The organism is Microbacterium sp. NPDC019599 (assembly GCF_040632175.1).
Classification (GTDB): Bacteria; Actinomycetota; Actinomycetes; order Actinomycetales; family Microbacteriaceae; genus Microbacterium.
In genome coordinates this window covers 1-15,156 of sequence record NZ_JBEYBL010000003.1, presented here as the reverse complement: position 1 = coordinate 15,156, position 15,156 = coordinate 1, and the positions used below count along the sequence as shown (strand labels likewise).

Genomic DNA, 15,156 nt, shown 5'->3' with positions numbered 1-15,156 from the left:
CGCCTGCGCCGGTCAGGAGGAGGCCGCGGCGACCCGTGCCCGACGATCCGCCTGGACGCGCTTGGCCCACCTCGCGAACCGCTTGGTGTCCGGGATCCGCGAGACGAGCGGCCCCGCGACGATAGTGATGAGGACGTAGGCGGTCGCGAGAGCCGCGAGGGACCGGTCCAGTCCTCCGGCGACGGCCAGGCCCGCGATGACGATGGAGAACTCGCCCCGCGGCGTGATCGCGAAACCTGCGCGCCAGCGTCCCGCCTCGCCGATCCCCGCGCTGCGCGCCGCGAGATAACCCGTCAGGACCTTCGTCGCCATCGTGACGAGCGCGAGCCCGACGGCCGGGATCAGCATCGGGACGAGTTCGCGCGGATCTGTCGAGAGTCCGAAGAAGAGGAAGAACACCGAGGCGAAGAGGTCTCGCAGCGGCGTGAGCACGCGCTCGGCGTGCTCGGCGACGGGCCCGGAGATCGCGATGCCCACGAGGAACGCCCCGACCGCAGCCGAGACGTGCGCCTGAACGGCCAGGCCGGCGACGAGGAGCGCGAGGCCCAGCACCGACAGCAGGAGCACCTCGGCGCTCTTGGACCACACGAGCCTGGACACCGTGGCGCTGTGGCGGAGCGCGACGAACAGGATGACGGATACGACGGCGAGCGCGATCAGGACGCTCAGGGTCCCGCCGCCCAGGTCCATGCGCACGAGCAGCGCCGTGAGGACCGGGAGGTAGAACGCCATCGCGAGATCCTCGATGACGACGATCGAGAGGACGACCGGCGTCTCGCGGTTGGTGAGGCGCCCCAGGTCGTGGAGCATCTTGGCGGCGATGCCGGACGACGTGACCCACGTGATCCCGGCCAGGGCCACGGCGCCCACCGGTCCCCAGCCGAGCGCGAGCGCGAGGATCGCACCCGGCACGGCATTGAGGAGCATGTCGATCAGTCCCGTCATGCGGGAACGGCGGAGGCTCCCCACCAGTTCGTCCGGGCTGTATTCGATGCCCAGCAGCAGGAGAAGCAGGATGACGCCGATCTCGGCGCCGATCTCGATGAACTCGCCGCCCTGCGTGATCGGCAGGATGCCGCCCTCGCCGAAGGCGAGTCCGCCGATCAGGATGAACGGGATCGGCGAGATGCCCAGGCGCGCGGCGAGCCGCGCGAGCAGTCCGATGCCGAACAGGAGCGCGCCGATTTCGATGAGGACGAGGGCGCCGTCGTCCATCGGGATCAGCTCCCGTTGATGATGCGGACGAGCTTGTCGAGGCCCTCGCGCGTGCCGACGACGACGAGCGAGTCGCCGGCGCTGAAGACGTCATCGGGCGACGGCGAGGGGAGCACCCCGTCGTCGCGTACGATCGCGACGATCGAGCAGCGGGTGAGCGTCCTGGCCTTCGTGTCGCCGAGGGGCCGCCCGACATAGGGGGAATCGGCGCGGACCGGGACCTGCTCCATGAACAGGCCCGCGAGCTGGTCGCGCAGCCCCGCCATCTGGGTCAGGATGAGCGATCCGCCGAGAACCTCCGAGAGGGCGGTGGCCTCGTCATCCGTCAGCGCGACCGTCTCCTCGGCGCGGTCGGGATCGTCCTCGTCCGAGATCGCGAGCTCGCGGCTGCCGTCGCGGAAGTTGATGACCGAGAGACGTCGGCCCGCCTCCGTGTTTATGTCGTGCCGAACGCCGATTCCGGGCAGCTCGGCCCGTTCCACATGGGCTGGCATACGCCCATCATGGCACCGGGACGGCCCCGTGAGTGGCCGCCAGGACCAGGGCCGCGGAGGGTCTCGCGCGGGCGCGGCGCAGCGCCGACTAGGGTGGGCCTGCATCGCGATGGCGCTGTGCACGCGCCGGCGGCACCCGGCGTTCACCGGAGGACCATACCGTGGCCGACATGAGCTCATCCGAACCCGAGGAACCCGAGCACCCGAGCATCCACGAGCCCGTCCTGTCCGTGGGCGAGATCCGCACCACCGACCTCGACGACACGCCCGTCCCGCGGCGCCAGGTCTTCTCGTGGGCGCTGTGGGACTGGGCGACGCAGCCGTTCAACTCCGTCATCCTGACGTTCGTCTTCGTCTCGCTGTACCTCATCTCCGACAGCTTCCTGCCCGCCGAGATAGCGGCGCAGAACGCCGACGGAGAGCTCGTCTGCTCACGGGGTGCCGACGCGGCGACCGAGTACTGCCAGGGCCTGTCGGATCTGTCGGAGTGGTACGGCTGGGTCACATTCGCCGCCGGCATCCTGATCCTGCTGCTCGCACCCGTGCTGGGTCAGCGGGCCGACGCCGTCGGCGCCAAGAAGAAGTGGGTCGTGGGGGCGACGGCGGTCCTGGCGCTCCTGCAGTTCGCGCTCTTCTTCGTGTACGCGGAGCCCGCCTTCTTCTGGTACGGCGCGATCATCGTCGCCCTCGGGTCGATCGTGTCGGAGATCGCCGGCGTCAACTACAACGCGATGCTCGTCCAGGTCTCGACCCCGCGCACGATCGGGCGCGTGAGCGGCCTCGGCTGGGGCCTCGGCTACATCGGAGGCATCCTCGCGCTCGTCATCGTCGTCGTGCTCAACCAGCTCGACTGGTTCGGCCTGGACGTCTCGGACGGCCTCGCATACCGCCTCATCGCGGTGGGTGCGGCCGTGTGGACGGTCGTCTTCGCGCTGCCGTTCGTCTTCAACGTCCCCGAGTCGCCCGCCCGCGACGACCGCGAGCGTGTGCCGTTCTTCCGCTCGTACGTGATCCTCGTCAAGGACATCGCGGACCTGTACCGCGAGCACCGCCCCACGTTCTGGTTCCTCATCGCGAGCGCCGTCTACCGCGACGGCCTGGCGGGCGTCTTCGCGTTCGGCGGCGTGCTCGCCGCCGTCTCGTTCGGCTTCTCCGCGACCGAAGTCATCCTCTTCGGCATCGCGCTGAACCTCGTGGCGGGCGTCTCGACCATCGCGGCGGGCTGGCTCGACGACCGCTTCGGCGCGCGGGCCGTCATCGTCGCCGCGCTGTCGGTCCTCATCGCGAGCGCCCTCTTCGTGTTCTTCTTCCGCGAGGACGGGAAGCTCATCTTCTGGATCGGCGGGATCATCCTCTCCGCCGCTGTGGGTCCCGCCCAGGCGTCGAGCCGTGCGCTCCTGGCCCGGCTGACACCGGCGGGCATGCAGGGTGAGATCTTCGGCCTCTACGCCACGACGGGCCGCGTCATGAGCTTCTTGTCACCGCTGCTGTGGGCCAGCTTCATCGGGTGGTTCGGCGCGACGCATTTCGGCATCCTGGGCATCGTCATCGTGCTCGCCGCAGGGCTCGTGCTGCTGCTTCTGGTGAAGCTGCCCAAGCACCAGCGGGTCTGACCCCGGGCAGACCCGCGGCGCGCTCGGTCGTGCGTCAAGCCCTTCTCGATCCGTCAGAAGCCGCGCCGGCTCGGCATGCTGCTGAGCGCGGGGAGCTCAGTTGAGAGCCGACTTCTCGGCTTCGTACAGCGCGAGGACATTCGCGGCCGTCAGAGCGCCGTTCCAGACGCGAAGCCTCGCGATGACTCCCGCGTGCAGGTTGAGCGGTGCACCGTTGCGAAGGCTGGCGCCGACCACGAAATCGCTCGGTGCGGGGTTGATGCCGGCCGTGAAGGCGTAGGGGTTCTTGCTGTAGGTGGCGCCCGCGCTGTCGGTGTAGCTCGGGTAGGGCTGGGCGGTGCCGTTTAGATAGGCGATGGCGTGCGCGCCGTCGTACGTCCCGACGTGCAACTGCCAGCTGCCTCGCGATATCCGGCGCGGGTCTGCCGCGTAGTCGCGGGAGCTCGGGTAACCGGCGGTCGCACCGCCGGTCTTCGAGACGTTCATGCACACGCGGTCGTCGCCGCCGTACGTCGGCAGATCGTTGAAGAGCGCGTACGCGCGGTCGCCGCCCGATGTGGACTCCTGCCAGCATCCCGCGATCATGGCGCTGTTGGCGTCTGTGCTGCAGACCCACGCTGCGATCGTCACTGCGCCGGTCGTCGCCCCGATGTTAAGGGGACCGAGCTGATCGCGCGCGATGCGGAGGTGGTCCTTGACTCCGTCGAACTGCACGCCCGCGCCGAAGGAAGTCGCGACTGGGCGGGCGGCCGAGCCCGGGCCCTGTGCGAGAGCGGCCACGCCCGAGACGGTCGACGCGAATGGCGCGGCCGACTCGGCGAAGTCCCACTGTGCGACCAGCCGTGGCGCGGTCGGCTGCTCCGAGCGGCTCGCCTGGTCCATCCAGCGGGTGAAGGTCGCCTGCGCGTCGGGGTCCGCGAAACTCGGGGTCGTGTGCCCGGCGGCATGCGTGCGCGCAGAAGCCTCGGTCGCGTACGGCCCGGCAGTCGCGAGGAGTGCCTTGGCATGCGCCGGTGGCGGCACTGCAGCATCGGACGAGTCGGGCTGCGAGTACACCACGCGGATGCGCCTGCCGATCCACGCAGCTCCCGGGTGGCGCGCCGGATTGCGCGCCGCCATGAGCTCCATGTCGTAGCCGTAGGCCTGCCCGACCGCCTCCTGCTGCGACGGGGTGCCGTGCCTGAAGAGGTCCACGACGTCATACACGCCGTTGACGACGTATGCGCCGACGACACTCGGCATGAGAGCGCTGACGAGCACCTCGGTCGCCAACGCACCGCCGTGGGACGTCGCGCGAAGGATGTTGCGATCGATCCCGTAGATCCCCGAGAGATAGCTCCAGCCGTTCATCTGGTGGGTGCGGGCGGCATCGCTGGTGTACAGCGTTCCGCCCAGGTTCTGGCAGATCGCGATCATCCCGAGGTCGACGGCTCGTTCACCGATATCCCGGAATCCGCTGATCAGGGCGTCATGACTGCCGCCCGAGGCGTGGTAGAGCCAGAGGACCGGAACCCCGGATGCGCCCGGGACGATCCCCTGCGGCACGAACAGCCTCGCCTGGTCGCCGGCGATCGAGACCCGGATGTGATCGAAGACGGTCCCGCCATATCGAGTCACGAGATTGTTCTGCCGGCCCTGCTCGCCGGGCAGCCGGGGGCTGACGGCTGCGCGCGCGTACGGGGCGGGCCCCGCCACGACGCCGCCGACCGCGATTGCCGCGGAGGACGCGCCCAGGAGAAGGGCATCTCGCCGGCTGACCAGGGCTTGATTCCGCAGAGACCGAGGAGCGTTCACGTCGGCCGCCTTTCCGAGCGATCAGTCGATGTTGCGCGGTGATGGCCTCAACCCAGGGCGACTCGTTCGCCCTCATAGAGCGAGCGGATCTGAGCCGGCGTGAGCGCGACATCCCACACCCGCAGCCCGGCGATCCGCCCCTTGTGCTGGTTGATGATCTGGGAGTCGCGGATGACCGCGCCCACGATGAACTCGACCGGCGTCGCGTTCAGTCCGTCCGGGTACTGGTACGGGTTCTTCGCGTAGGTCGCGCCCTGGTTGTCGGTGTAGGTCGGATAGGACGTCCATGCGCCGTTCAGGTAGGCGATCGCCTGAGAGCCGTCGTAGGTGCCGGTGTAGAACTGCCACACTCCGCGAGTCAGCCTCCGCGGCTCGGCTGCGTAGTCGATCGAGTACGGATAGCCCGGGGTCGCGTCGCCCAGCTTCGAGACCTCCATGCAGACCATGTCGTCCCCGCCGTACACCGGCAGGTCGTTGAACAGGGCGTAGGAGCGGCAGGGATCGGATCGCGATTCCTGCCAGCAGCCCGCGATGTTCGCCCGATCCGCATCGGTGCTGTAGACCCAGGCCGCGACCGTGACGGCGTTCGTCGTCGCGCCCACGTTGAGTCGCCCGATCTCGTTCTCGGGGATCCGCAGGTAGTCGTTGCTTCCGTTGAACTCGACCCCGCCCCCGAAGGGAGTCGACACGCGGCGGGATGTCGAACCCGGGCCCTGACGCAGGGACGGCGACCCGGGGACCGAGGACGCGTACGGCGGCGCTGCCTCGCTGAAGCTCCAGCTTGCGACGGGCGTCGGCATCTCGAGCGCTGCGCGCTCGGAGTCATACAGTTCCCACACCTCAGCGGCGGTCAAGGCTCGGTTCCACACGCGCAGGCGCGCGATCTCGCCGCGATGGAAGTTGATGGCCGAGCCATCGCGCAGGCTGGCTCCCACGAGGAAGTCGCCGGCCGTCGGGTTGATCCCGTCCCCGAAGACGTAGGGGTTCTTCGAGTAGCTTGCGCCGGTCTTGTCGGTGAACGAGGCGAAGGAGGTCGCCGTGCCGTTCAGGTAGGCGATCGCTCGCGCGCCGTCGTAGGTGCCGACGTGGAGCTGCCACACGCCGCGTGCGAGACCTCGGCCGTCAGCGGCGTAGTGGATGGAATGCGGGTAGCCCGGGGTGATGCCGCCCGTCCGTGAGACATGGAGGCACACCCGGTCGTCTCCACCGTAGGTGGGCAGGTCGTTGAAGAGCGCGTAGGAGCGGCGCCCTCCCCCCGCCGACGTCTCATGCCAGCACCCGGCGATCAGCGCTGTGTTCGTGTCGGTGCTGTAGACCCATGCCGCGACGGTGACGGCGTTCGTGGATGCGCCGACGTTGAGGCCCCCCACCTGTGCGGCGGGGATCCGCAGATAGTCGGTCGTGCCGTTGAACCGGACGCCGCCGCCGAACGGGGTCGACACTTTCACGGCCGATGACCCCGGCCCCTGCACCAGCGCAGCGATTCCGGGCGTCGATGCCGCGAACGGCGCAGTCGAGGCGGCGAAGTCCCAGCGGGCGATCGGGGCCGGGACCGAGGCCGGCTCCGCGGCGAGAGCCCACGGATGCCTCGTTCCCGGGCGCGCTCCGGGCGCCGCGTGCGCGTACGACGGGACGCCCACGAGGACCGCCCCCGCGGCGAGCGCCGACCTGGCGCCGGCCAGGAGTGCTTGGCGTCGTGTGAACTGGTGAGGCGAGGGGAGCGAAGCCGAGTTCATCTCGTGGGCCCTTCCCGGGTCGCAGGTGGTGTCCCGCGTGAAGCTCCGGGCTGTCACTCGCTAGGGCCGGAATCCTATCCGGCGCGATTCGGAGAGCACCACCGCCACCGAGCTGGAAGCCGCGGTCGCCGGGACTCAGCGAGGCCAGGCGTCGGCGAGCTTCGTCAGCAGTCGCGCGAGCTCGGCGCGCTCGTCGTCGGAGAACGCGGCGAGCGCGGAGCCGACAGCATCCCGCCGCTCGCCCCGGAAGCCCGTGACGATCGAGCGTCCCTGCTCGGTCAGCGCGATGCGCGTCCGCCGGGCGTCGTCGGGGTCGGCCTCGCGACGGACGAGACCCATCTCGACGGCCTGCTGGACGAGCCGCGACGCGCGCGGCTGATCCACGCCGACCGCCTCGCCGAGCTCGCTCACGGACAGCGGTCCGGATGCCGAGGCCAGCGCCTCGAGCAGCCGCAGGCGCGCGGGACCGCCGAAGCGGCCGCCCCCTGCCCACGGTGGCGGCCCGAACGGCCCTCCGCGATGACCGCCATGGTCGTGCATCCAGCCGGGATCGCCGTGACCGTGACCGTGCCGATGCGGCGGTCCGTCCCACGGCGGGGGCGGCATCCGTCGTCCTCGAAGCCGTGCGAGCGCGGCAGCGATCGCCTCGACGGGATCCGGTGAGCTCATGCTCCCAATTTACATGTGACTTGACATGCTTCTGGATTACATGTCACACTGCATGTACATGCACTTCGACATGTAATCTCGTCGGTCACGAGCCGACGGCCACGAAAGGACTTCTCATGGATCACATCGATGACGAGATCCCCGGCGCCGGGACAGAAGGCGCCACCCCGACCGACCGCCGCCCGCTGGGCTTCTGGCTGCGCGCGGTCGACGCCCTCCTCACGCGTGAGTTCGCGACCGCACTCGCCGACGAGGGAGTCACCCGACGTGACTGGATGCTGCTGAACGCGGTCGCCGGCGACGTCGACGTCCCCGAGCGCGCCCAGCGCATCGTCCGCAAGGGCAAGCGCCTCGCGGGCCTCGAGCGCCGGGGCTGGGTCGACCAGTCCGGCGACGGCACCTGGAGCCTCACGGACGAGGGCCGCGCAGCCAAGGAGCGTCTCGCCGGCACCGTGGCCGCGATCCGCGCCCGCGTCTCCGGCGCCGTAGCCCCGGAGGAGTACGCGACCACGATGGCCTCGCTCGAGGCGATCGCGCGCGAGCTCGGCTGGACCGAGGACGACTCACGCGCGGGCTGGGGCTTCGGTCGCGGCTTCCGGCCGGGACGCGAGTTCGGGCAGGGCCGCGGGTTCGGTGCCGGATTCGAGCCGGGCTTCCGGCCTGGATTCGGCCCCGGGTTCCGTCCGGGGTTCGGGCCGGGCCACGGCTTCGGGCCGGGCCACGGCTTTGGGCCGGGCCACGGCGAGCACAGCGAGTGGCACGGCTACGCGCACGAGCACGGCTTCGCGCCCTGGCACGGTGCCGGGCACGGCCACGGGCACGGGTGCCAGCACGCGCGCGACGAGTGGCCCGGCGGTCACGGCGAGCACGCCCACCGCCGGCACCACCGCGGACACGGACACGGTCACGACCACGAGTCGCAGCACGCGTACGAGCGCGGCTTCGACGCGGGCTACGCGCGCGGCAACGCCGAGCGCGACTGACGTGCACCTCGGGCGGTCCCATCGGCTTCGGCCGGCGGGACCGCCTTCCAGTCCTGGTCCCGCCTGTGCGCTGCGCTCGCGCGTTTCGTCTCGGTCGCTTCGCTCCCTCGCTCAACGACCGAGGCTCTCGCCTGCCGGTCGTTGAGCGAGCGGAGCGAGACGAAACGCGCGAGCCTCGGGGGAGAATGGACGGATGCTGCAGCCCGCACTCCTCGCGATCTCGCACGGCACCTCATCCCCCGAGGGGCAGGCGGCAGTCGCCGCGCTCGTCGACGCGGTCGCAGCGCGGCTGCCCGAGACCGCGGTGCGGCTCGGCCACGTCGACGTGCAGCAGCCGGATGTCGCGGCATCCCTGCACGCTCTTCCCGAGGAGCAGCCGGTCGTCATCGTGCCGCTCCTGCTGTCGGCGGGCTATCACGTGCGCGTCGACCTCGCGCAGCAGTCGGCGGGTCGCGACGGCGTCGTCATCGCGCCCGCCCTCGGACCGGACGGACGGCTCGTCGAGGCGTTGGCGGCGCGGCTCGAGCCGCTTGCCCCCGCCGCCGAGGATGAGATCGTCCTCGCGGTCGCGGGGTCCAGCGACGATCGCGCCAACGAGGACTGCCGCACGATCGCCCGCATGCTCGGCGACCAGCTCGGCCGCGAGATCTCCGTCGGGTTCCTCGCCGCCGCCGACCCCCGCCTCGGCGAGGCCGTCGCGACGGCGCGGGGAGCAGCATCCGGTCGGATCATCGTCGCGAACTACCTGCTGGCGCCCGGCTTCTTCCACGACCTCGCCGTGCGCCTGGCCCATGAAGCGCCGGTCGCGCGACCGCTGCTGGATGATGACGAGCCCGCAACGGCGCTCGTCGACCTCGTCGTGGACCGGTATCTCGCCGCGGTGCCGTCCTGACGCGTTGAGCGGGCTCGAGGCGTTTCGTCTCGGTCGCTTCGCTCCCTCGCTCAACGACCGGGGTGGGATGTCCGGTCGTTGAGCGAGCGAAGCGAGACGAAACGCCCGAGCCCGGCGCACACCTCAGGGTCCGTGTTCCCCGGCTCCGTCGGAAACAACCGGCCCGGCGCAAACTGTGTGACGCAGGGTTACGCAACTTAACGCCTCTTGACGCGCGGATAGGTCATCGACCCGGGCGCTCCTAACCTCACGGGAGTGGACTCGCTAGAGTCTGCGCCCGGGGCATGCCCCGGGGTGACCCGGAGGCCAACCGTGAGCATCAGCGAGACCGACACTCCGCGCAGCGGAGCGGCGCGCCCCGAAGGCGCCCGCGCCCGGCCGCCCCGACCGTCGTCCCGGCCCAACGGGCAGTGGAAGATCGACGGCAGCACCCCGCTCAACGGCAACGAGGAGTGGAAGCAGGTCGACAACGGCCTGAGCGTCCGCGAGCGCATCGAGAACACCTACGCCAAGGGCGGCTTCGCCTCGATCGACCCGACCGACCTGCACGGCCGGTTCCGCGTGTGGGGCCTCTACACGCAGCGCAAGCCCGGGATCGACGGCGGCCGCACGGCCACCCTGACCCCCGAGGAGCTCGAGGACGAGTACTTCATGCTCCGCGTCCGCATCGACGGCGGGCAGCTCACGACCGAGCAGCTCCGGGTCGTCGCGGGCATCTCGACGGAGTTCGGCCGGGACACCGCCGATCTCACCGACCGGCAGAACATCCAGCTGCACTGGATCAGCGTCGAGGACATCCCCGAGATCTGGCGCCGCCTCGAGGCGGTCGGGCTGCAGACGACCGAGGCGTGCGGCGACGTTCCGCGCGTCATCCTCGGCTCGCCCGTCGCCGGGATCTCGGCCGACGAGCTCATCGACCCCACGCCGCAGATCGACGAGATCACGTCGAGGTTCATCGGCGACGAGTCGCTCGCGAATCTGCCCCGCAAGTTCAAGTCCGCGATCACCGGCCACCCCAGCCAGGACGTCGTGCACGAGATCAACGACGTCGCCTTCGTGGCCGTCGCGCACCCCGAGCTCGGCATCGGCTACGACCTGTGGGTCGGCGGTGGTCTGTCGACGACTCCCGCGCTCGCGGTGCGCCTCGGCGTCTTCGTCTCTCCCGAGCGGGTGGCGGATGTCTGGCACGGCGTCACGCAGATCTTCCGCGACTACGGCTACCGGCGGCTGCGCAACAAGGCGCGCCTGAAGTTCCTCGTCGCCGAGTGGGGCGCCGAGAAGTTCCGCCAGGTGCTGCAGGACGAGTACCTCGGGTACACCCTCCCGGACGGCCCCGCGGCTCCCAAGCCCAAGACGGCAGGCGACCACGTCGGCGTCCACAAGCAGAAGGACGGCCGCTTCTACGTCGGCGCGACGCCCATCGTGGGGCGCGTCTCGGGCCCGAACCTCGCGAAGCTCGCCGACCTCATCGAGGCGCACGGCTCGACGCGGCTGCGCACGACGCCGCACCAGAAGATCGTCATCCTCGACATCCCCGAAGACCGCGTCGAGTCGCTCGTCGCGGGTCTCGACGAGCTCGGCCTCCAGGCCCGTCCGAGCCTCATCCGCCGCGGGACGATCGCGTGCACGGGCATCGAGTTCTGCAAGCTCGCGATCGTCGAGACGAAGGCCTACGCGACCGCCGCGGTCCTCGACCTCGAGAAGCGTCTCGAGCAGTTCGACCTCCCGCATCCCATCGCCCTGCATGTCAACGGCTGCCCCAACTCCTGCGCGCGCATCCAGACGGCCGACATCGGCCTGAAGGGCCAGCTCGTCACGATCGACGGCGAGCAGGTTCCCGGCTACCAGGTGCACCTCGGCGGCGGGCTCGCGTCGCAGGACCGCGACGAGGCCGGCCTCGGCCGCACCGTCCGCGGCCTCAAGGTCGCCGCGGACGGGATCGCCGACTACGTCGAGCGGGTCGTGACGCGATTCCTCGCGGACCGGGATGCCGCGTCCGACGAGACCTTCGCCGAATGGGCGCACCGCGCCGAGGAGGAGCAGCTGCAATGAGCGACTCCTCCCGTACCCCCGTCGTCGCGAGACTGCATCGGAGCGCCGAGACTGCAATGGCCGGCCGCTGTCTCGGAGCCCCACTGCTGACTCGCGGAAAGGGGATGGGGCTGTGACCGTCTCGCTCGCACCCCGCATCGCCGCCAAGCGCTCGGCCGACGAGCTGCGCGCCCTCGCCGAGGAGGCGAACCTCGCCCTCGGCAGCCTCACCGACCACGAGGCATCCCCCGCCGAGGTCGTGCGCTGGGTCGCCGAGAACTTCGCACCCGAGGCGACCGCCGTCGCGTGCTCGATGGCGGATGCCGCGCTGCCGCACCTCGTGGCCGAGCAGCTGCCTGGCGTCGACGTGCTGTTCCTCGACACGGGGTACCACTTCGCCGAGACCTACGCGACCCGCGACGAGGTGCAGCGCGCGCTCGACGTCCGGATCGTCGACATCACGCCCGAGCAGACGGTCGCCGAGCAGGATGCCGAATTCGGCGCGAAGCTCTTCGAGCGCGACCCCGGCCTGTGCTGCGCGCGCCGCAAGGTCGCGCCGCTGCAGGAGGCCCTCACGGGGTACGAACTGTGGTTCACGGGCGTCCGGCGGGACGAGGCGCCGACGCGCACCAACACTCCCCTCGTGACATGGGACGAGCGCAACGGTCTCATCAAGGTGAACCCCGTCGCCTCCTGGAGCTTCGACGACCTCATGGAGTACGCCGCCGACCACAAGGCGCCGGTGAACCTCCTCGTCGGTTTCGGCTACCCCTCTATCGGCTGCGAGCCGTGCACGAAGCCCGTCGCGCCGGGCGAAGACCCCCGCTCGGGCCGCTGGGCCGGGCTCTCGAAGACGGAATGCGGGCTCCACGAATGACCGACGCCGACACCATCGCACCAGCCCGGCTGAGCACGCTCGACCTGCTCGAGGCCGAGGCGATCCACATCATCCGCGAGGTCGTGGCCGAGTTCGAGCGCCCCGTCCTGCTCTTCTCGGGCGGCAAGGACTCCGTCGTCGTGCTCCACCTGGCGACGAAGGCGTTCTTCCCCGGCAAGGTCCCGTTCCCCGTGCTGCACGTCGACACGGGTCACAACTTCCCCGAGGTCATCGCCTTCCGCGACGAGACCGTCGAGCGCCTCGGCATCCGTCTCGAGGTCGCCCGCGTGCAGGACTACATCGACGACGGCCGCCTGCAGGAGCGCGCCGACGGCACGCGCAACCCGCTGCAGACGCTGCCCCTCCTGGACGCGATCGCGGCGGGAAGGCACGACGCCGTCTTCGGCGGCGCCCGCCGCGACGAGGACAAGGCCCGCGCCAAGGAGCGCATCATCTCGCTGCGCGACGAGTTCGGGCAGTGGGATCCGCGCAATCAGCGCCCCGAGCTGTGGAGCCTCTACAACGGACGCCACACGCCCGGACAGCACGTCCGGGCCTTCCCGATCTCGAACTGGACCGAGCTCGACGTCTGGCGCTACATCGAGCGCGAGGGCATCCCGCTGCCGCCGCTGTACTTCGCGCACGAGCGCGAGGTCTTCGCCCGCGACGGCATGTGGCGCGCGGTGGGCGAGTTCTCGCCGCCCCGCGCCGACGAGCAGACCGAGCTGCGCACCGTCCGCTACCGCACCGTGGGCGACATGAGCTGCACGGGCGCGGTCGAGTCGGATGCCGCGGACCTGGAGTCCATCGTCTCGGAGGTCGCCCGCACGACGCTCACCGAGCGCGGGGCGACCCGCGCCGACGACCGGATCTCGGAGGCCGCCATGGAGGACCGCAAGAAGGACGGGTACTTCTGACCATGACTTCTCTCGAAACTCAGGGCGTTTCGTCTCGCTTCGCTCGCTCAACGACCGATGCTCCGGTCGTTGAGCGAGGAGCGCAGCGACGAGACGAAACGCGCGAGCCCACGCTCGCCGCCGGCACGCTGTTCCGCTTCGCGACGGCCGGCTCGGTCGACGACGGCAAGTCGACGCTCGTCGGCCGGCTCCTGCACGACTCGAAGGCGATCCTCGCCGACCAGCTCGAGCAGGTGGCCCGCACGTCGGCGGAGCGCGGCTTCGCACACGGCGAGTTCGACTTCGCGCTGCTGACCGACGGCCTGCGCGCCGAGCGCGAGCAGGGCATCACGATCGACGTCGCCTACCGCTACTTCTCGACGGGCGCGCGCAGCTTCATCCTCGCCGACTGTCCCGGCCACGTGCAGTACACGCGCAACATGGTCACGGGCGCGACGACGGCGGATGCTGTCGTGGTCCTGATCGACGGACGCAAGGGCGTCCTCGAGCAGACGCGGCGCCACCTGGCGGTCGTCGCCCTCCTGCGCGTCCCGCACGTCATCGTCGCCGTCAACAAGATCGACCTGCTCGGCTACGCGGAAGAGGCGTACGCGCCGGTCGCGGAGCAGGTGCACAGCGTCACGGCCGAGCTCGGCATCCCAGGCGTGCACGTCCTGCCGGTGTCGGCGCTGGAGGGCGACAACATCGTCAGCCGCTCCGAGCGCACGCCCTGGTACGACGGTCCCGCGCTGCTCGAGCTGCTCGAGCAGCTGCCCGCCGCCGAGGAGCTGGCGTCTCGATACGCTCCTTCGTCGCTACTCGACGACCGGGCTTATGAGGAGTTCCGCCTGCCCGTGCAGCTCGTGCTGCGCCCGCAGGGCGGGCTGTCGCCGGAGCTCGCCGCCGATCCCGGCCTCACCGAGCGCTACCGCGACTACCGCGCCTTCGCGGGACGCGTCTCGTCCGGCTCGATCCGGGTCGGAGACCCGGTCACGGTCTTCCCGAGCGGCATCGAGACCGTCGTGACGGGCATCGAGGTCGCAGGTGCCGAGGCCTTCGAGGCGCACGCGCCGCAGTCGGTCGCGCTCCAGCTCGCCGCCGAGGTCGACGCGGCGCGCGGCGCCGTCATCGCCGCTGCAGGCACGCTCCCGGAAGGCCGACGCGAGGTCTCGGCCGAGCTGTTCCAGCTCGACGGTCGCGCGCTGCGCCCCGGCGCTCGCGTGCTCGTCAAGCACGGCACTCAGACGGTGCAGGCGCTCGTCTCGACGATCGACGCCCGCCGCGACCTCGACACGCTCGCCTACGAGCCGGCCGAGTCGCTCGAGACGAACGACATCGGCCACGCGACGCTCCGGCTCGCGTCCGACCTGCCGCTCGAGTCCTACGAGGCGAACCGCGCGAGCGGCTCGTTCCTCGTCATCCATCCGTCCGACGGCGCAACCCTGGCCGCCGGCATCGTTCGGGACTGATCCGGTCCCGAACATCTTTCAACACAATCCCTTGCACGCCGAAAGAAGGAGGCGAACCGTGAACACCATACGCACCGCAACGACGATCACCACTCTGGGACTTGTCGCGATGATGATGGCGGGCTGCGCCTCCGGTGCCGGCACGGCCTCCGCCGAGAACGGCGGCGAGGTCACTGAGTTGCGCCTCGGCTACTTCGCGAACGTGACGCATGCTCCGGCGCTGGTCGGCCTGGAGGAGGGGTTCTTCCAGGACGCGCTCGGCGACGTCGACGTGACGACCTCGGTGTTCAACGCCGGCCCCGCGGCCATCGAGGCGCTCACCGCGGGCGCGATCGACGCGACCTACATCGGCCCGAACCCGTCGATCAACACGTTCATCCAGTCCGGCGGAAAGTCCGCGCACATCATCGCCGGCGCCGCCACCGGCGGTGCCGCGCTCGTCGTCGCGGACGGCATCGACAGCCCCGCCGACCTGGCCGGCACCACC

General features: G+C 70.5%; 13 protein-coding genes. 8 read left to right on the top strand and 5 right to left on the bottom strand.

Going from position 1 to position 15,156, the window contains the following annotated elements; genetic code table 11:
- Positions 1–12: 12 nt before the first annotated feature.
- Together ABZ477_RS06820 and ABZ477_RS06815 are read right to left on the bottom strand one after the other, a co-directional pair.
- Positions 13–1,215 (bottom strand): cation:proton antiporter, encoded by a 1,203-nt coding sequence (locus tag ABZ477_RS06820; protein WP_360129894.1) that lies wholly within the window; start codon positions 1,213–1,215, stop codon positions 13–15.
- A gap of 5 nt (positions 1,216–1,220) precedes the next feature.
- Positions 1,221–1,709 carry a cation:proton antiporter regulatory subunit gene (locus tag ABZ477_RS06815; RefSeq protein ID WP_360129891.1) on the bottom strand — a complete coding sequence of 163 codons (489 nt, stop codon included), beginning with the start codon at positions 1,707–1,709 and terminating at the stop codon, positions 1,221–1,223.
- A 170-nt stretch (positions 1,710–1,879) separates the two neighbouring features.
- On the opposite strand from ABZ477_RS06815, the gene ABZ477_RS06810 reads away from it, so the two are divergent.
- Complete coding sequence (locus tag ABZ477_RS06810) at positions 1,880–3,322, top strand: MFS transporter (protein WP_360129888.1); 1,443 nt, start codon at positions 1,880–1,882, stop codon at positions 3,320–3,322.
- A 96-nt stretch (positions 3,323–3,418) separates the two neighbouring features.
- Here ABZ477_RS06810 and ABZ477_RS06805 read toward each other — a convergent pair whose 3' ends face one another.
- The 3 genes from ABZ477_RS06805 to ABZ477_RS06795 all read right to left on the bottom strand — a co-directional run bounded on the left by ABZ477_RS06805 (position 3,419) and on the right by ABZ477_RS06795 (position 7,521).
- Positions 3,419–5,017 carry a LamG-like jellyroll fold domain-containing protein gene (locus ABZ477_RS06805; RefSeq protein ID WP_360129885.1) on the bottom strand — a complete coding sequence of 533 codons (1,599 nt, stop codon included), beginning with the start codon at positions 5,015–5,017 and terminating at the stop codon, positions 3,419–3,421.
- Between the two features lie 146 nt (positions 5,018–5,163).
- The gene (locus tag ABZ477_RS06800; protein WP_360129882.1) at positions 5,164–6,852 is read right to left on the bottom strand and encodes a LamG-like jellyroll fold domain-containing protein; all 1,689 of its coding nucleotides are present in this window, start codon (positions 6,850–6,852) and stop codon (positions 5,164–5,166) included.
- Positions 6,853–6,987: 135 nt separating this feature from the next.
- Positions 6,988–7,521, bottom strand: coding sequence for a MarR family winged helix-turn-helix transcriptional regulator (locus ABZ477_RS06795; RefSeq protein WP_360129879.1), 534 nt, complete (start codon positions 7,519–7,521; stop codon positions 6,988–6,990).
- Between the two features lie 116 nt (positions 7,522–7,637).
- On the opposite strand from ABZ477_RS06795, the gene ABZ477_RS06790 reads away from it, so the two are divergent.
- The 7 genes from ABZ477_RS06790 to ABZ477_RS06760 form a co-directional block, all read left to right on the top strand.
- Complete coding sequence (locus ABZ477_RS06790) at positions 7,638–8,504, top strand: hypothetical protein (protein ID WP_360129876.1); 867 nt, start codon at positions 7,638–7,640, stop codon at positions 8,502–8,504.
- Positions 8,505–8,697: 193 nt separating this feature from the next.
- Positions 8,698–9,396: a CbiX/SirB N-terminal domain-containing protein gene (locus tag ABZ477_RS06785; protein WP_360129873.1), complete on the top strand. Its 699-nt coding sequence runs from the start codon at positions 8,698–8,700 to the stop codon at positions 9,394–9,396.
- Between the two features lie 312 nt (positions 9,397–9,708).
- Positions 9,709–11,448 (top strand): nitrite/sulfite reductase, encoded by a 1,740-nt coding sequence (locus tag ABZ477_RS06780; RefSeq protein WP_360129870.1) that lies wholly within the window; start codon positions 9,709–9,711, stop codon positions 11,446–11,448.
- A gap of 112 nt (positions 11,449–11,560) precedes the next feature.
- On the top strand, positions 11,561–12,304 hold the full coding sequence (locus tag ABZ477_RS06775) for a phosphoadenylyl-sulfate reductase (protein ID WP_360129867.1): 744 nt from the start codon (positions 11,561–11,563) through the stop codon (positions 12,302–12,304).
- Positions 12,301–13,221: a sulfate adenylyltransferase subunit CysD gene (cysD, locus tag ABZ477_RS06770; RefSeq protein WP_360129864.1), complete on the top strand. Its 921-nt coding sequence runs from the start codon at positions 12,301–12,303 to the stop codon at positions 13,219–13,221. Before ABZ477_RS06775 ends, cysD begins: the two co-directional genes overlap by 4 nt.
- 2 nt (positions 13,222–13,223) lie before the next feature.
- Complete coding sequence (locus ABZ477_RS06765; RefSeq protein ID WP_360129861.1) at positions 13,224–14,669, top strand: GTP-binding protein; 1,446 nt, start codon at positions 13,224–13,226, stop codon at positions 14,667–14,669.
- 115 nt (positions 14,670–14,784) lie between these two features.
- Positions 14,785–15,156 (top strand): ABC transporter substrate-binding protein (locus ABZ477_RS06760; RefSeq protein WP_360131061.1); only part of this gene is annotated, 372 nt, incomplete at its 3' end.